Here is a 16,785-nt window from a genome sequence, read left to right on the forward strand (position 1 = left end):
TTGCGTTATTTGGTGACCAAAGGCTCCTGAGACGCCTTCTCGCCTTTCAGCAAACCCAGCTGCTCACGGTTGAACCGTTCGTAATGCTGCTGCCATCCGGACGGCTGCGACACCGGCATGACCTGCACTGCCGTCACCTTGTACTCGGGGCAATTGGTGGCCCAGTCCGAGTTGTCGGTGGTGATCACGTTGGCGCCCGATTCGGGGAAGTGGAACGTGGTGTAGACCACGCCCGGCTGCACCCGCTCGGTTATCGTCGCACGCAAAACCGTCTGTCCGGCGCGCGACTCAATACCGACCCAATCGCCTTCGCGCACGCCGCGGTCTTCGGCGTCGTGCGGATGGATTTCCAGACGGTCTTCATCGTGCCATTGCGAATTCTCCGTGCGGCGCGTCTGCGCGCCGACGTTGTATTGCGACAGGATGCGGCCGGTGGTCAGGATCAGCGGATAACGCTGCGTCACCTTCTCGTCGGTGGCGAAGTATTGCGTATTGAGGAACTTTCCCTTGCCGCGGATGAAGCTGCCGATGTGCATGATCGGCGTGCCTTCCGGCGCCGCATCGTTGCATGGCCACTGGATGCTGCCGAGGCGTTCCAGCTTGTCGTAGCTGACGCCGTGGAAACTCGGCGTCAAGGCCGCAATTTCATCCATGATTTCCGACGGATGATTGTACGGCATCGGGTAGCCGAGCGCTTCGGCCAGCGCCACCGTGACTTCCCAGTCGGACTTGCCGGACTTCGACGGCATCACCTTGCGCACGCGCGAGATGCGGCGCTCGGCGTTGGTGAAGGTGCCGTCCTTTTCGAGGAAGGACGAACCCGGCAGGAACACGTGGGCATACTTGGCGGTCTCGTTGAGGAACAGGTCCTGGATCACGATGCATTCCATCTCTTGCAAGGCGGCCGCGACGTGCTGGGTGTTCGGATCCGACTGGACGATATCCTCGCCTTCGCAATACAGCCCCTTGAAGCTGCCATCCATCGCAGCATCGAACATGTTCGGAATGCGCAAACCCGGCTCCGGATTGAGCGTCACGCCCCAGGCCTGCTCGAATTGCGAGCGCACGGTCGAATCGGAAATGTGACGATAACCCGGCAGCTCATGCGGGAAGGAACCCATGTCGCAGGAACCCTGCACATTGTTCTGGCCGCGCAGAGGATTGACGCCGACGCCTTCGCGGCCGACGTTGCCGGTGGCCATTGCCAGGTTGGCGATGCCGATCACCATGGTCGAGCCCTGTGCATGTTCAGTCACGCCCAGGCCGTAATAGATCGCGCCGTTGCCGGCGGTGGCGAACAGGCGCGCAGCGCCGCGCAGTTCTTCGGCCGGCACGCCGCAGATGGCGGACATGGCTTCCGGCGAATTGTCCGGACGCAGCACGAACTCTTTCCATTGCTCATAGGACTGCAGGTCGCAGCGTTCCTTGATGTATTCCTCGCTTTGCAGGCCTTCGGACAGGATCACGTGCGCCAGCGCGGTAATGACGGCGACGTTGGTGCCGGGACGCAGCTTGAGATGGTAATCGGCCTGGATGTGCGCCGACTTGACCATCTCAGTGGTGCGCGGGTCGATCACGATCAGCTTGGCGCCCTGGCGCAGGCGGCGCTTCATTTGCGAAGCGAACACCGGATGCGCGGATGCCGGATTGGCGCCGATGATCATGATGACGTCGGACTTCATCACCGAGTCGAAGGTCTGCGTGCCGGCCGATTCGCCCAAGGTTTGCTTGAGGCCGTAGCCGGTCGGCGAATGGCAGACGCGCGCGCAGGTATCGACGTTGTTGTTGCCGAAGGCGGCGCGCACCAGCTTTTGCACCAGATAGGTTTCTTCGTTGGTGCAGCGCGAGGACGTGATGCCGCCGATGGAGTCCTTGCCGTGCTTGGCCTGGATACGACGGAACTCGCTGGCCGCATAAGACAGCGCCTCTTCCCACGACACTTCGCGCCACGGGTCGGTGATCTTGCTGCGGATCATCGGCTTGGTGATGCGGTCCTTGTGGGTTGCGTAACCCCAGGCAAAACGGCCCTTGACGCAAGAGTGGCCATGATTGGCCTTGCCGTCCTTGTACGGCACCATGCGCACCACTTCGTTGCCCTTCATCTCGGCCTTGAACGCGCAACCGACACCGCAATAGGCGCAGGTGGTGATCTTGCTGTGCTCGGCCTGGCCCATCATGATCACGGTCTTCTCGGTCAGCGTCGCGGTCGGACAAGCCTGCACGCAGGCGCCGCAGGAGACGCATTCGGATTCCATGAAAGTGTCCATCTGTCCGGCCGTGACCCGCGACTCGAAACCGCGGCCGCTGATCGTCAGCGCGAAGGTGCCCTGCGTTTCTTCGCAGGCGCGCACGCAACGATTGCAGACGATGCACTTGGACGGGTCATAGGTGAAATAGGGATTGGATTCGTCCTTCTTCATCTCGAGGTGGTTCTCGCCTTCGTAGCCGTAGCGCACTTCGCGCAGGCCGACGGTGCCGGCCATGTCCTGCAGTTCGCAATTGCCGTTGGTCGGGCAAGTCAGGCAGTCGAGCGGATGATCGGAAATATACAGTTCCATCACGCCGCGCCGGATGTCGGCCAGCTTGGGCGTCTGCGTCTGCACCTTCATGCCGGGTTCGCAGGGCGTGGTGCATGAGGCGGGGTAGCCCTTCATTTTTCGACCGTCACGGCCTTCGATCTCGACCAGGCACAGGCGACAGGAGCCGAACGGTTCCAGGCTGTCGGTGGCGCATAGCTTCGGCACGTTGATGCCCGCCTCCACCGCTGCGCGCATGACCGAGGTGCCGGCCGGCACGGTGACTGCGACACCGTCGATTTCAAGAGTGACCTCGGTCTCGGACGCATCTTTCGGAAAGCGTGCCGGCGTGCCGTAATCTGTTTCGTTGAGCTGGTTCATGACAACAACTCCTTGCTGAATGCGGGGAACAGGTTTGGCTCAGGCGGCTTCTTCAGCCGGCGAACCAAAGTCTTCAGGGAAATGATTCAACGCCGACAGCACCGGATACGGCGTCAGGCCGCCCATGGCGCACAGCGAACCGTTGAGCATGGTGTCGCACAGGTCGCGCAGCAGATGGATTTGCTGCGGTCTGCTGTCTTTTCCACCTTCGTTGGCGATGATCTTGTCGATCACCTCGACGCCGCGTGTCGAGCCGATGCGGCACGGCGTGCATTTGCCGCAGGATTCAATGGCGCAGAACTCCATCGCATAGCGCGCCTGCTGCGCCATGTCGACGCCGTCATCGAACACCACCATACCGCCGTGACCGACCATCGCGCCGATGGCGGCGAAGGCTTCATAATCCAGCGGCGTGTCGAGCTGCTGCTGCGGCATGTAGGCACCTAGCGGGCCGCCCACCTGCACCGCCCGGATCGGCCGGCCGCTGAGCGTGCCGCCGCCGAAGTCCTCCAGCAGCTGGCGCAAAGTCAGGCCGAAGGCCTTCTCGACCAGGCCGCCGTATTTGACGTTGCCGGCCAGCTGGAACGGCAAAGTGCCGTGCGAACGGCCGACGCCGTAATTCTTGTAAAACGCCGCGCCGCGCGCCAGCACGATGGGCACCGTCGCCAGCGAAATCACGTTGTTGATCACGGTCGGCTTGCCGAACAGGCCTTCCAGCGCCGGCAGCGGCGGCTTGGCGCGCACCACGCCGCGCTTGCCTTCGAGGCTTTCGAGCAGAGCGGTTTCTTCGCCGCAGATGTAGGCGCCGGCGCCCATGCGCACTTCCAGGCAAAACGCCTTGCCCGAGCCGAGCACGTTGTCGCCCAGATAGCCATTCTGGCTTGCGGTGGCGATCGCTTCGTTGAGCGCAGCGATGGCGTGCGGATATTCTGAACGCACATAGATGTAGCCTTGCGTCGCGCCGACTGCCAGACCGGCAATCGTCATGCCTTCGATCAATGTGAAGGGATCGTCTTCCATCACCATGCGATCCGAGAAGGTGCCGGAATCGCCTTCGTCGGCATTGCAGACGATGTACTTTTGCGCGGCCTTTGCAGCGGCCACGGTCTTCCACTTGATGCCGGTCGGGAACGCCGCGCCGCCGCGTCCGCGCAGGCCGGAATCCAGCACTTCCTGCACGATGGCTTCGCTGCTCATGCCGACCGCGCGCTTGAGTCCGGCATAGCCTTCATGCGCCAGGTAGTCGTCCAGCGACACCGGATCGGTGATGCCGACGCGCGCAAAGGTCAGGCGCTCCTGCTTTTTCAGATAGGGAATTTCTTCGGTCAGGCCTTGCGCCAAGGGGTGCTCAAATGCATCCGTCGCGTCCTCCAGGAAACCGGCGTCGAACAAACCCGCGACATCGGTCGGATCGACCGGACCATAGGCTACCCGGCCTTGTCCGGTTTCGACCTCCACCAGCGGCTCCAGCCAGAACATGCCGCGCGAACCGTTGCGCACGATGTTGACCTCGACGCCGCGCTTTTCGGCTTCGCCACGAATCGCCGCCGCCACATCGTTGGCGCCCAATGCAATCGCTGCGGAGTCGCGCGGCACATAAATGTTGATGCTCATGCCGCACCTCGCTTGGCTCGCAGCAGCCGATCGAATTTGTCGGCGCCGACGCGCGCGTGCAGCTCGCCGTCGACCACCACGTTCGGACCGCAGGCGCACAGGCCCAGGCAATACACCGGCTCGAGCGTGAACTGGCCGTCGGCGGTGGTTTCATGGAAGGCGCAACCTAGCGTTTTCTCCGCATGCCTGGCCAGCGCTTCGGAGCCGACCGACTGGCAGGCTTCCGCGCGGCACACCTGCACCACGTGCTTGCCGCCCGGTTGCTGGCGGAAATGGTGGTAGAAGGAAATCACGCCGTGCACCTCGGCACGCGATACGTTGAGCGCCTCGGCGATCATCGGCACCGCGTCGGCAGGCACGAAGCCGACCGCATCCTGGATGCCGTGCAGGATCGGCAGCATGGCGCCGGGCATGTGCCGGCGCGCGGCGATGACGTCCCTGACCGCACCGACGTCGAATGGCTGTTGTCTGTTCATTGTTTCGTCTCCTGCTGAACTGCTGTCCGGCCCCGGTTTCTGTTTTTTATCTTGCCGGGCCGTGGAAAAACATGCTTAGTCTCGCCGCCTGATCCTGCCGGGAACCAGACGACGGCGTTGTTGCGATGCGCTGTTGCGATGAATTGTGCGCGCGGCCGGCAACAAGCCGGCGGCGATGGACACGGCGATCCCTGCCTGCGCGAACGGCGCAGAAAAACTCGGAAATGCTGGAAAGAAAATGGTGCAGAACGCAACTGCAAGGACTGCAGCGGCGCAAATGAAGCATGCGATCGCAAACCCGGGCGCTGCGCTGAGAAGCGTTGCGGCACGCGATCCGATCGACGAATGAGCTAGCGATTTCATGTTCTCCCTGCCTATCGATGATGCCTCGGGTTGGTACAGAACACTACGGTGGTGAAGCCGGCTGCCGCAGAGTGTTGACCCTCGCGGCAGCCTTGTTGCTCTCTTGCTTTTCTACTGCTGTTACATCATGGCTACGTCAATGCCGCTTACCTGAACAGCACCGCCGTCTTTTGCAGCGTCAGCGAAATACCCCAGATCAGCGGGATGCCGACTGCCAGCCATGCCGCGCCGATCAGGGCGGGATTGCCGCCACGGCCGACCAGCGCCATGTCTGTCGGCGACAGGGATGCGGTGTTGTCCGAAGACGACTTTTCATGCGCCAGTTGCTTTTCACGGGCCAGTTCTTCCGGCGTCATGAAGTGCTTGGCGGCGACCGGGCGGACCAGCAGGTTGCAGATCAAGCCCACCACCAGCATGCCTGCCAGGATGTACATCGTGGTGTTGTAGACCTGCTCGCGCGGCATGCCGAGCGACAACTGGTACTCGCGCATGTAGTTCACCACCACCGGGCCGAGGATGCCGGCGGTCGCCCATGCAGTCAGCAGGCGACCGTGGATCGCGCCGACCATTTGCGTACCGAACAAGTCAGCCAGGTAAGCCGGCACCGTTGAAAAACCGCCGCCGTACATTGACAGGATGATGCAGACCGCACCGACGAACAGCGCGATGCTGCCTGCCTTGGCCGACCATGGCAGGCTCACGTACAGGATGAAGCCCAGAACGAAGAAGATCACGTATGTCATCTTGCGACCGAAGAAGTCGGAGCACGACGCCCACACGAAACGACCGCCGATGTTGAACAGGCTGATCAGACCGGTGAAACCGGCTGCAATCGCAGCGATCGCGGCTTTTTGCTCAATCGACAGATCGCTGAAGCCGACGTTGACGCCCAGCAGATGGCCGCCGAAGACTTCCTGCAGCATCGGCGACGAGATGCCGATCACGCCGATGCCGGCCGACACGTTCAGGCACAGCACCAGCCACACCAGCCAGAACTGGGGAATGCCCCAGACCTTGCTCACGTGCACGTGGTTTTGCGTGATCATGGTGCTGTTGGTGGTTGCCGGCGGCGTCCAGCCCGCTGGTTTCCAGCCGCTCGGCGGAACACGGTAGCCCAGTGCGCCGGCCATCATGAAGACGAAATAGATCACTGCCATGGCGACAAAGGTTTCCCACACGCCGACCGAGGTCGGTGTAGCGAAATGCTTCATCAGCTTGTCGGCCAGCGGGCTGCCGACCAGCGCGCCGCCGCCGAAGCCCATGATCGCCATGCCGGTCGCCATGCCGCGACGGTCCGGGAACCATTTGATCAGCGTCGACACCGGCGAGATGTAGCCGAGACCGAGGCCGATGCCGCCGATCACCCCGGAGCCCAGCCACATGAGCCAGATCTGGTGGGTATAGACGCCCAAGGCGGAAATCAGCAAGCCGCCGCACCAGCACAGCGCGGAGACCACGCCGGCCTTGCGCGGACCTGCGCGCTCGAGCCAGCCGCCCCAGATCGCGGCGGAAATGCCGAGCAGGACGAAGAACATCGTATACATCCAGCCCAGCATGGAAATCTTCCAGTCACAGGTGGTGGAGAATACTTGCGCGAAAAAACCGGTATCCGGCGCACAGGCGATCGACTCCTTGATGCCGAGCGCCCTGGACAGGGGCAGCCAGAATACGGAGAAACCGTATGCCATGCCAATACACAGATGAATTGCCAATGCGGCAGGCGGTACCAGCCAGCGGTTGAACCCGGGCTTGGCGATGGTGTGTTCCTTTTGCAGGAAATCGAAGGCCATTGTTCCCTCCTCTTTGATGTTGTGGGGCGGCAATTATATGCAAGTCGAATGAATTCGGCTATTTATGCAAAAATATGCCTATAGTTTTTCTGAGCTACGCCTACTGCCGCGAAGGTATCATTGAAATTCTACCGACTCAATATGCTATTTTTTTCATATATATGTACAAGGTTAACATCAAGCCCCACTGGGAAATCGCCCACGGCGACGACTCCCCGCTCGACACCACGGAACTACTTTCTCTATTGACCGCGGTCCAGCAAACCGGCTCGATCGCCAAGGCGGCGCAGCAGCTGCGCCACTCGTATCGGCATGCGTGGGGCTTGCTGCGCACCTCTGAACAATTGTTCGGCCACAGCCTGATCGCCAGCGGCCGCGGACGCGGCACCACGTTGACGCCCTTCGCCAGCAAATTGCTGTGGGCTGATCGCATGGTCAGCGCACGCTTGTCGCCGACGCTCGACAGCCTGGCGTCGGAACTGGAAATCGAATTGGGCAAGACCGTCGAAGGCAAATCCAAGACCGTACGCCTGAACGCCAGCCACGGTTTCGCGGTGGCGGCGCTGCTCAGCCAGTTCAACCAGGCCAAGCTGCCTGTAGAGGTACGCTATCGCCACAGCACCGACGCCGTGGCCGCGCTGTCGCGCCAGGAATGCGACCTGGCAGGCTTCCACGTACCGCTGGGAGAATTTGAAAAACCGGCCATTGCCACCTATGCCAAATGGCTCAACAAGCGCAGCGACTGCCTGATCCATCTTGCCGTGCGCAGCCAAGGCCTGTTCGTCGCCCCCGGCAATCCCAAGAATATCCACAGCCTGGCCGACCTGACCCGCAGCGACCTGCGCTTCGTCAACCGCGAAGCCGGTTCAGGCACGCGCATGCTGCTGGAACTGATGCTGGCCGGACAAGGCATTTCACACAAGAGGATCAACGGTTTCGAGAACACCGAATTCACGCATTCGGCAGTCGCGGCCTTCATCGCCAGCGGCATGGCCGATGTCGGCTTCGGCGTGCAGACGGCGTCGCATCGCTTCGGACTGGACTTCATCCCGCTGGTGCGCGAGCGCTACTTCTTTGCGCTGCCGATGGCGTCATTGAACGACCCGCTGGTACGGGCGGTGGTCGATATCGTGCAATCGCCGACGTTCCGCGCGGTGGTCGACGACCTGACCGGCTATGAAGGCGCCGATACCGGCAAGATACAAAGCGTGCAGGAAGCCTTTCCCTGAAGCTGCGTGAAGATGCTCAGCGCGCAGGTGCAGCGTGCGCAGTTTGCACAGCATGCACATTCAGATTTTTCTGCAGGAAGCGCACGCACTCCCTGATCTTGGCGGAGTTCTTGAGCTGCAGCGGATATACCGCGCACAGGTCGGCTTCCTGAAAGTACGCCGGCAACACCCGCACCAGGCTGCCGTCCTTGAGGCTGGCGGCGACATCCCAGATCGAACGCAGAATCACGCCATGGCCGTCGATGGCCCATTGGTGGATGATTTCACCGTGGTTCGACGCCAGCCCGCCGGCCACCTTGACCGTCTCGGCGCCGTTCGGTCCCATCATGCGCCAGATGCCGAACGACTGGTTGCGCTCGCGGATCACCAGGCATTGGTGCTGCGTCAGGTCCGACAGGGTCTGCGGCGCACCGTGCCGGGCGAGGTAATCGGGACTGGCGCACAGCACGCGCTGGCTGGCGATGATGCGCTTGGCGAACAGGTGCGGCTCATGCACCGGGCCGACGCGGATGTCGAGATCGAAACCTTCATTGATCATGTCGACCTGGCGATCGAACAATTCCAGCTGAATGCGCAGCGCGGGATGCAGGCGCGCGAATTCCGACAGCAGCGGCGATACATATTTGCGACCCAACGCAAAGCTGGTGCTGATCTTCAGCAGCCCGCGCGGCACCTGCTTGGCGCTGCTGACGGTTTCCAGCATCTGGTCGACGTCGTCGAGGATGCGGCGCGCCCATTCATGCACGTTACTGCCCTCTTCGGTCATCACCACGCTGCGCGTGGTGCGATGGAACAGCCGCACGCCCAGCGCCGCCTCCAGCAGCGCGATTCGCTTGCTGATGTAGGCCGGCGACGAGCCCATCTCCTTGGCCGATTCGGCAAAACTGTTCTTGCGCGCCACCACGCAGAACAAACGCAAGTCTTCCAGCAAGGGCGGTGCGACGCTTTGATTGTTCACGAATCGTGTTTTATGAAGTAACCGATTCGTGAATTATAGCGAGGTCGGGGGCCGTTATGATTTCCGTCTGGTTTTTAAAGGAGAAAGCACCATGACCAAACACAAGGTAGCCGTCATCGCCGGCGACGGCATCGGCCAGGAAGTCATTCCCGAGGGCTTGCGCGCGGTCGATGCCGCAGCGAAGAAGTTCGGCATCGAGATCGAGTACACCCATTTCGACTGGGCCCACTGCGGCTATTACGCCCAGCACGGCAAGATGATGCCGGACGACTGGTTCGATCAGCTGAAGGGCTTCGAGGCGATCTTCTTCGGCGCGGTCGGCTGGCCCGCCACGGTGCCGGATCACGTGTCGCTATGGGGTTCGCTGCTGAAGTTCCGCCGCGACTTCGACCTGTACGTCAACCTGCGCCCGGTGCGCCTGATGCCCGGCGTACCCTGCCCGCTGGCCGGCCGCAAACCCGGCGACATCGATTTCTACGTGGTGCGCGAAAACACCGAAGGCGAGTATTCGTCCATCGGCGGCCGCATGTATGAAGGCACCGACCGTGAAATCGTGATCCAGGAATCGGTCTTTACGCGCCACGGCGTCGACCGCATCCTCAAATTCGCCTACGACCTGGCGCAGAGCCGTCCGAAGAAACACCTGACCTCGGCCACCAAGTCCAACGGCATCGCCATCACCATGCCGTACTGGGACGAGCGCGTCGAAGCGATGGGCAAGAACTACGGCGATGTCAAGACCGACAAGTACCACATCGACATCCTGACCGCGCATTTCGTCCTGAATCCGCAGCGTTTCGACGTCGTGGTTGCGCCCAATCTGTTCGGCGACATCCTGTCCGATCTCGGCCCGGCCTGCGCCGGCACCATCGGCATCGCACCGTCGGCCAACCTCAATCCGGACCGCAAGCTGCCGTCGCTGTTCGAGCCGGTGCACGGTTCGGCGCCCGACATCGCCGGCAAGAACATCGCCAACCCGGTCGCCACGATCTGGTCCGGCGCGATGATGCTGGACTTCCTCGGCAACGGCAATCCGAAGTACAAGCAAGCCCACGACGCCATCCTGGCCGCGATCGAAACGGTGCTGGTGGCAGGACCGAAGACGCCTGACCTCGGCGGCAGCGGCGACACCACTTCGGTCGGCAAAGCGATCGCTGCGGCGATCTGATGTACTAAGGCCAAGCAAAACGTCCGGATGCGGATCGCGCTCGACAGAAGCGCGGCCACATCATCCAAACGGATGCCATCCCAGACAGGAGGAGACACCATGCAACACTGGAAAGCCATCGTCGCAACCGCGGCCATCGCCCTGTTCACCACAGCGGTACAGGCGCAGACAGCCCAGCAGCCGATCATCATCAAATTCAGCCACGTCGTCGCGGCCAACACGTCCAAGGGCAAGACTGCGGACTATTTCAAGAAGATCGTCGAAGAGCGCACCGGCGGCCGTGTCAAGGTCGAGGTCTATCCCAACAGCCAGCTCTACAAGGACAAGGAAGAACTGGAAGCCCTGCAAATGGGCTCGGTGCAGATGTTGGCGCCGACCTTCGGCAAATTCGGCCCGATGGGCGTGCGCGAGTTCGAAGTGTTCGACCTGCCCTACCTGTTCGACAACATGGCCCAGGCGCAGAAGGTGACGCAGGGACCGATCGGCCACGCGCTGCTGAAGAAGCTGGATGCCAAGGGCCTCACCGGACTGGCGATGTGGGACAGCGGCTTCCTCGACTGGACCTCCAACAAGCCGATCCAGAAACCGTCCGACATCAAGGGCATGAAGATCCGCATCCAGTCGTCCAAGGTGATCGACGCGCGCACCCGCGTGGTCGGCGCGTTGCCGCAGGTGATGCCGTGGTCCGAGATCTACCAGGGCTTGCAGACCGGCGTGGTCGACGGTCAGGAAAATCCGCCCTCCATCGTCAGCACCGCCAAACTGTTTGAAGTGCAGAAGTTCATGACGATCTCGGAGCACGGCTATCACGGCTATGTATTCATCGCCAACAAGCGCTTCTGGGATGCGCTGCCGGCCGATCTCAAGCCGGTCATGGACAAGGCTGTCAAGGACGCCACCGAGTATTTCAACAGCAACGCCAAGAAAGAAAACGACGATGCCCTGGAAGACATCCGGAAAACCGGCAAGATGAAAATCCTGACCATGACGCCGGAAGAAAAGAACGAATGGAAAGCCATCCAGTACAAGGTCCATCGCGAGATGGAAGACCGCATCGGCAAGGACCTGATCCAGTCGATCTACAAGGAAATCGGGCGCGGACCGGACGGCAAGTAAGACTCGACCAAGTCCGCAAGCAAGCCGGCGTTTCCTGCGAGGAATGCCGGCTTTTTTGCGTCTGTGGCAATTTCGGAATTACAGCGGCCTCATGCCGTGTTAGGATTTGCGCCGTAAAATGACCGGACGTCCTCCTGCAAAATCATGAAGATTCGACTCGCGCACTACATCGCCGCCGGGAGCGCTTATACGCTGCTGTGGTCGGTGACGTTGCTGATCATGCTGGAAGACGATGTGGCCATGCTGGCGTTCATGCTGTCGTGATGCGAATGAACACTCCACCCTCACCGAACGGGACAAGATGAAATTTGCAGTGCTGGCATTGTTGCTCGTGTCGAACCAGGTGTTTGCCGCGCAATGGTCATTGCTCGGCAACAACGACCTCGGTACCTTCTTTGTCGACAAGTCCAGCATCGAGCGCGGACGCAGCATCCTGCAGGCCAATGTCCTGCTCAACTGGACCAAGCCGCAAGTGCTGCAGGGGCACGGCAAATACTATTCCTCGGAAGTCTCCGTCGCCTACATCGATTGCGACGACAAGCGCATCGGCTTCGGCAGCCGCACCATGTACGCCAAGGCGGATGCCCAGGGCGCCGCGCTGTTTTCCCCTTACCTCGCCTACGGCGACACCCGGCTGCAAGACGCCGTGCCCGGTTCGACCGGCGCCCAGATGATCAAGATCATCTGCGGTCTCAAGTAATTTGTCCCGACGCCGGATCATGGCCTCGCAGTAAGATCGCGGACAGGTTCACACCTTCATTGGCAGGATTACCATCTGCAGGCCGTCAAAATGCAGCCGGCGCTGGATCGCCAGCGCGGCCTGGTTGTGCAGCAGGCGGATGAACCAGTTGTCCTGTTCGAAAATCAGTTTGCTGGTGAAGAAAATCGCATTCGGGTATTCCCGGCTGATGTCGAAGCACAGCTTGGTCACTTCCTGCACCGCGTCGGTACCGAAACCCAGGTAAGACGACGATGCCATGCCGTGGCTGCGGCAGAAATCCACGAAGAACTGCAGCGTCGCATTCGCTTCGGCGCGCATTTGCTCGACCGCGCCTTCGCCGCCGTAGGCATGCGAATCGACCGTGCGCGCATTGACGAAGATGAAGTTCTTGAAATGACCGGGGAACATGCGTTGCACCCACAGCAAGGCATGCAGGCCGCCGCCGCGTGAAGTGCCGACGATGAATACCGCGGTCTGGTCGACCGGATCCGGCACGATGGCGTCCATGTTGGGACCGAACGGCTGGCTGGAGAAGATCTGGTCGACCGAGCGGATCGCCTCCTTGGTCTCGCGGTAGTGATTCCGGATATAGATACACAGCGCTGCAATGCCGGCGATGATCACCGCCGTGGCCCAGCCGCCTGCAAACATCTTTTCGTACAGCAGCACCGACAGGATCGAAGCGCAAATCACGAAGCCGGTCAGCGACAACAGGAAGCGCCGCTTCCAGTGCGCCAGCTGGCGACGCTGGCGCCACCAGTAACGGCACAGGCCGAACAGTGAAATGGCGAAGGTCAGGAACACCGAAATCGAATACAGCACGATCAGCAGCGTCACGCTGCCCTGGGTCCAGAACAGGATCGCCAGCGCGGCGATGCCCATCACCAGGATGCCGTTCTGCGTGACCAGTCGCGTCGACAGGTAGCGGAATTTATGCGGCACCCAGGAGTCGGCCGCCATGTTGGACAACACCGCCGGCCCCCCCGAGGAAACCGGTATTGGCAGCCACGAACAACAAGCCCGCCTCGAACGCCAGCACCACCGCCAGCAGGAGGTCATTGAGCCACTGGCTACCGATGCCCATGCTGTCGATGATCAGGCGGAACGTGGTGGCGTTGAGGGTTTCGCCGTCGACATGGCGCGCATCCCACAACAGATACAGCAGGAAGATGCCGCCGGCCGTGAACGCCAGCGACAGGGCCATGTACAACATGGTCATCTTGCCGGTGCGCACGCGCGGCTCGGCCAGCATGTTGACGTTGTTGGAGACGGCTTCCAGTCCGGTGTAAGTACCGCCGCCTTGCGAATACGCCAGCAGCAGCATGCCAGCCACGCCCGCCCAGCCGATTTGCCGGGTCAGGCTGCCGGTGTCGGCCAGCGTGGTCGGCACCAATGCCGGCAGGTATTCCGCATGCACGAAAATGCCGTAGACGATCAGCACCAGATGGGTGGCGACGAAGCCGAGGAACACCGGCAGCAGGAAACGGATGGCTTCCTTGAGGCCGCGCAGGTTGAGCACGATCAGCATGCCGACAAAGAAGGCCTCGGCCCACAGTTTGTAATCCTGGAAGCCCAGCGGCAGCAGCGACGCCAGCGCGTCGACGCCGGAGGCGACTGAAATGGCGATGGTCAGCACGTAGTCGAGGATCAGCGCCACGCCCGAGACCAGGCCGAGATAAGGACCGACCAGCTTGGTGGCGACGCGGTAGCCGCCGCCGCCGGTGGGGAATAATTCAATGACCTGGTTATAGGCCAGCGCGATGATGAAGACCGTCAGGGCGGTCGCCAGCGCCAGGTACAGGCCCAGATGGGTATGCTCGCCAAGCGCCCGGAAGCTCTCTTCCGGACCGTACGCCGAGGACGACAAACCGTCCGCGCCCAACCCCACCCACGCCAGAAAAGCCACCAGGGCCAGCGAATGGCGCGTCTCGCTCTTGAGCGGGTCGAGCGCCTTGCCCAACAAAATTTCTCGAATCTTCAACATGCAATGTGTGCCGGATACTGATCAGCATTTTTTCCGTTCAAGCGGCGATGATACCTCTTTGTACTGCGCTGCGGCATCGGAACTCATGTCAGGACGTCAATGAAGGTATTGCCCGGTCGTCCAAAATGGGTCATAATCGCGGTCTTGCGTTGCCGGGATGGCGGAATAGGTAGACGCACGGGACTCAAAATCCCGCGGTGGTGACACCGTGCCGGTTCGATTCCGGCTCCCGGCACCAGTCGTACGGAAGCACGCAGCAATACGGGCAAGAAGCAGTAAAAGGCAGTTGGCAACAAGGAAACAAACGACGGTGCGCGCAAAAAAGCGCCGACGAACAAAACAGGTAGGAACGATCATTCGTCCCTGCCTTTTTTTTGGCCTGAATATTCATCTAAAAATCGAATTGCTGCGTAGCTTTTATCGTAATATTTGCTTTACTTTTTTTAACGTTCAATAAGCCTGCTCTCGTTATCACATTAACAAAAAATGCGAGGGGATCGCGGCGATTATCCGATCTGTCTTGGTCCGACCAAGATATTGAAACAACGATAACGTCAGCAAAGAGAGCATGGTCAATCGACAGTATACGAATAGAAACATGCGTTTTGGGGATGTCAGTTTTTCTGTCGCATCGCATACGGCTTGGGCGCCTGGTCTGGACACTGCCGCCGCCTGGCTGGAGTGGGCTCACGGCCGTGCGGACATGAATACTGCCGTTGCCGATCCCAAAGTCGCAAAAATGCCGCCGATGCTGCGCCGCCGCGCCAGCGCCACCGGCAAAATGGCGCTCGAAGCCGCCTACGCCTGCCTGCACGAACAAGCCGTCCCGTCCGATCTTCCGGTGATTTTCGCCTCGCGCCACGGTGAATGCGCGCGTTCGGTCGAGTTGCTGCAGGAACTGGCGCGACATGCACCGCTGTCACCGACCTCCTTCAGTCTCTCCGTGCACAATGCCAACGGCGGGCTGTGGTCGATCGCACGCGGCGATCGCAGCAATAACATCGCTATCGCGGCAGGATCGAGCACGGTCGAGCATGCGCTCATCGAAGCCTGCGGCCTGCTTGCCGACGGCGCGCCGCAAGTCCTGCTGGTGATGGCCGACAATCCTCCGCCCGAAGTTTTCGCTGCCTACGCCGACTGCGCGGAACAAAGTTTTGCCTGGGCCTGGCTGTTGCAAGCCGATGCAGATGCAAATACCGGAGAACGGCTTTCGCTGTCGTGGACGGCCGAGGACGGTGAGACTGCATCTGCGACAGACGTCGCCGCACCGGGCGGGCTCGATATCCTGCGCTTCTTCTTGCGGCGCGACGCCGAACTGACCCGGGTCGCGGGCGGCCGCTGCTGGCGCTGGAGCCGTCGTGCTTGATCGGTCGGGCAAGCCGGTCACCGTCGGAGCGATGCAGCAATGGCTCAAACGGCTGAACAGCTTGCTCAATAAATACTGGCGCGTAGGTGGTACGGCAATCAGCTTCATCGCCTTCGGCGTCGGCGGCATCGTGCTGCGCCTCATGATCTTCCCCCTGCTCAATCTCATCGTGCGCGACGAACAATCCCGCATCGTCTGGGCGCGCCGCATCATCCGTCTGGCCTTCCGTGCATTCGTCGAGCTGATGAGCGCACTGGGGGTGCTCAGCTATCGCATTTCAGGCCGTGAACGGCTGCAGCGCAAGGGCTTGCTGATCCTGGCCAACCATCCCAGCCTGATCGACACCGTCTTGCTGATGGCCTTCGTCGAGCAGGCCGATTGCATCGTCAAGAGCGCTTTGTGGCGCAATCCCTTTACCCGCGGCCCGGTGCGGGCGGCCGGCTATATCAGCAATGCCCACGGGCCGGAGCTGGTGGACGACTGCATCAGCTCGATGCGCAGCGGCGGCAACCTGATCATTTTCCCCGAGGGTACACGCACCCCGGCCGACGGCAACATGAGCTTCAAGCGCGGCGCCGCTAACGTCGCAGTGCGCGGCGCCTGCGCGATTACGCCGGTGATCATCCGTTGTACGCCGGCGACGCTGGGCAAAGGTAACAAATGGTGGAAAGTGCCTGCAACCATGGCACACTTCGAGATCGAGATTCAGCAGGATATCGATATCCGCGATATTCCCGGAGTGACCGGCGATGCCTGCAATCCCACCCTCGCCGCGCGCCAGCTTACGTATTACCTGCAAAACTATTTCATGAAAGAAAGCTAGGCGATGCCAAGTCTTGACCTTGACCAAGAAATCAAAGAACTCATCATCGACGTTCTGCAACTGGAAGACATCCGTCCCGCCGACATCGACGCCGCCGCCCCCTTGTTCGGCGACGGTCTCGGGCTGGATTCGATTGACGCGCTGGAGCTCGGCGTCGCGCTGCAAAAGCGCTACGGCGTCGCCCTCTCCGCGAACTCGGAAGAAACCCGCAAGCACTTTGCCTCGGTGCAATCACTTGCCGCCCTGATTGCCAGCCATCGCCAACAATAAACGAATCATC

At 61.1% G+C, this 16,785-nt stretch carries 13 protein-coding genes, 1 tRNA gene and 1 pseudogene; 8 read left to right on the top strand and 7 right to left on the bottom strand.

Annotated elements, in window-relative coordinates; genetic code table 11:
• Positions 1 to 5: 5 nt before the first annotated feature.
• The 5 genes from fdhF to DXT88_RS17670 form a co-directional block, all read right to left on the bottom strand.
• Entirely contained in the window at positions 6 to 2,897 is a 2,892-nt protein-coding gene (gene fdhF / locus DXT88_RS17650) for a formate dehydrogenase subunit alpha (protein ID WP_265215393.1), read from the bottom strand.
• A 39-nt stretch (positions 2,898 to 2,936) separates the two neighbouring features.
• Entirely contained in the window at positions 2,937 to 4,511 is a 1,575-nt protein-coding gene (locus DXT88_RS17655; protein ID WP_265215395.1) for a formate dehydrogenase beta subunit, read from the bottom strand.
• Positions 4,508 to 4,987, bottom strand: a complete 480-nt coding sequence (locus DXT88_RS17660) for a formate dehydrogenase subunit gamma (protein ID WP_265215397.1) — start codon at positions 4,985 to 4,987, stop codon at positions 4,508 to 4,510. Before DXT88_RS17660 ends, DXT88_RS17655 begins: the two co-directional genes overlap by 4 nt.
• 75 nt (positions 4,988 to 5,062) lie before the next feature.
• Entirely contained in the window at positions 5,063 to 5,350 is a 288-nt protein-coding gene (locus tag DXT88_RS17665; RefSeq protein WP_265215398.1) for a hypothetical protein, read from the bottom strand.
• Positions 5,351 to 5,496: 146 nt separating this feature from the next.
• A complete protein-coding gene (locus DXT88_RS17670) occupies positions 5,497 to 7,140 on the bottom strand; it encodes an OFA family MFS transporter (RefSeq protein WP_265215400.1) in 1,644 nt (547 codons plus the stop codon).
• A 161-nt stretch (positions 7,141 to 7,301) separates the two neighbouring features.
• On the opposite strand from DXT88_RS17670, the gene DXT88_RS17675 reads away from it, so the two are divergent.
• Positions 7,302 to 8,369, top strand: a complete 1,068-nt coding sequence (locus DXT88_RS17675; RefSeq protein ID WP_265215402.1) for a substrate-binding domain-containing protein — start codon at positions 7,302 to 7,304, stop codon at positions 8,367 to 8,369.
• 16 nt (positions 8,370 to 8,385) lie between these two features.
• Here the strand turns inward: DXT88_RS17675 and DXT88_RS17680 are convergent, their stop codons facing one another.
• Positions 8,386 to 9,327, bottom strand: a complete 942-nt coding sequence (locus tag DXT88_RS17680; protein WP_265215404.1) for a LysR family transcriptional regulator — start codon at positions 9,325 to 9,327, stop codon at positions 8,386 to 8,388.
• A gap of 91 nt (positions 9,328 to 9,418) precedes the next feature.
• Here DXT88_RS17680 and DXT88_RS17685 point away from each other — a divergent pair, with 91 nt between their 5' ends.
• From DXT88_RS17685 to DXT88_RS17695, 3 genes are all read left to right on the top strand, one after another.
• Complete coding sequence (locus tag DXT88_RS17685; RefSeq protein ID WP_265215406.1) at positions 9,419 to 10,495, top strand: tartrate dehydrogenase; 1,077 nt, start codon at positions 9,419 to 9,421, stop codon at positions 10,493 to 10,495.
• A gap of 99 nt (positions 10,496 to 10,594) precedes the next feature.
• Positions 10,595 to 11,611, top strand: a complete 1,017-nt coding sequence (locus DXT88_RS17690) for a DctP family TRAP transporter solute-binding subunit (RefSeq protein WP_016832019.1) — start codon at positions 10,595 to 10,597, stop codon at positions 11,609 to 11,611.
• Between the two features lie 301 nt (positions 11,612 to 11,912).
• Entirely contained in the window at positions 11,913 to 12,311 is a 399-nt protein-coding gene (locus tag DXT88_RS17695) for a surface-adhesin E family protein (RefSeq protein ID WP_016832017.1), read from the top strand.
• 48 nt (positions 12,312 to 12,359) lie between these two features.
• Here DXT88_RS17695 and DXT88_RS17700 read toward each other — a convergent pair.
• A pseudogene (locus DXT88_RS17700) lies at positions 12,360 to 14,316 on the bottom strand (APC family permease).
• Between the two features lie 151 nt (positions 14,317 to 14,467).
• On the opposite strand from DXT88_RS17700, the gene DXT88_RS17705 reads away from it, so the two are divergent.
• The 4 genes from DXT88_RS17705 to DXT88_RS17720 all read left to right on the top strand — a co-directional run bounded on the left by DXT88_RS17705 (position 14,468) and on the right by DXT88_RS17720 (position 16,775).
• Positions 14,468 to 14,554: transfer RNA gene (locus tag DXT88_RS17705), tRNA-Leu, on the top strand.
• A gap of 465 nt (positions 14,555 to 15,019) precedes the next feature.
• Complete coding sequence (locus DXT88_RS17710) at positions 15,020 to 15,682, top strand: beta-ketoacyl synthase chain length factor (RefSeq protein WP_407649362.1); 663 nt, start codon at positions 15,020 to 15,022, stop codon at positions 15,680 to 15,682.
• Positions 15,683 to 15,713: 31 nt separating this feature from the next.
• The gene (locus tag DXT88_RS17715; protein WP_265215652.1) at positions 15,714 to 16,505 is read left to right on the top strand and encodes a lysophospholipid acyltransferase family protein; all 792 of its coding nucleotides are present in this window, start codon (positions 15,714 to 15,716) and stop codon (positions 16,503 to 16,505) included.
• Positions 16,506 to 16,508: 3 nt separating this feature from the next.
• Positions 16,509 to 16,775 (top strand): phosphopantetheine-binding protein, encoded by a 267-nt coding sequence (locus DXT88_RS17720; RefSeq protein ID WP_016832011.1) that lies wholly within the window; start codon positions 16,509 to 16,511, stop codon positions 16,773 to 16,775.
• The last annotated feature ends 10 nt before the right edge of the window (positions 16,776 to 16,785 follow it).

The organism is Herbaspirillum lusitanum (assembly GCF_026127345.1).
In the GTDB taxonomy this organism is placed as follows: Bacteria; Pseudomonadota; Gammaproteobacteria; order Burkholderiales; family Burkholderiaceae_D; genus Herbaspirillum; species Herbaspirillum lusitanum.

What these genes read in the sequence shown, in the direction of transcription:
- fdhF (WP_265215393.1), bottom strand. Translation starts at nt 2,897, where the DNA reads ATGAACCAGCTCAACGAAACAGATTACGGCACGCCGGCACGCTTTCCG.
- DXT88_RS17670 (WP_265215400.1), bottom strand. Translation starts at nt 7,140, where the DNA reads ATGGCCTTCGATTTCCTGCAAAAGGAACACACCATCGCCAAGCCCGGG.
- DXT88_RS17695 (WP_016832017.1), top strand. Translation starts at nt 11,913, where the DNA reads ATGAAATTTGCAGTGCTGGCATTGTTGCTCGTGTCGAACCAGGTGTTT.
- DXT88_RS17675 (WP_265215402.1), top strand. Translation starts at nt 7,302, where the DNA reads ATGTACAAGGTTAACATCAAGCCCCACTGGGAAATCGCCCACGGCGAC.
- DXT88_RS17685 (WP_265215406.1), top strand. Translation starts at nt 9,419, where the DNA reads ATGACCAAACACAAGGTAGCCGTCATCGCCGGCGACGGCATCGGCCAG.
- DXT88_RS17720 (WP_016832011.1), top strand. Translation starts at nt 16,509, where the DNA reads ATGCCAAGTCTTGACCTTGACCAAGAAATCAAAGAACTCATCATCGAC.
- DXT88_RS17690 (WP_016832019.1), top strand. Translation starts at nt 10,595, where the DNA reads ATGCAACACTGGAAAGCCATCGTCGCAACCGCGGCCATCGCCCTGTTC.
- DXT88_RS17655 (WP_265215395.1), bottom strand. Translation starts at nt 4,511, where the DNA reads ATGAGCATCAACATTTATGTGCCGCGCGACTCCGCAGCGATTGCATTG.
- DXT88_RS17660 (WP_265215397.1), bottom strand. Translation starts at nt 4,987, where the DNA reads ATGAACAGACAACAGCCATTCGACGTCGGTGCGGTCAGGGACGTCATC.
- DXT88_RS17665 (WP_265215398.1), bottom strand. Translation starts at nt 5,350, where the DNA reads ATGAAATCGCTAGCTCATTCGTCGATCGGATCGCGTGCCGCAACGCTT.
- DXT88_RS17710 (WP_407649362.1), top strand. Translation starts at nt 15,020, where the DNA reads ATGAATACTGCCGTTGCCGATCCCAAAGTCGCAAAAATGCCGCCGATG.
- DXT88_RS17715 (WP_265215652.1), top strand. Translation starts at nt 15,714, where the DNA reads ATGCAGCAATGGCTCAAACGGCTGAACAGCTTGCTCAATAAATACTGG.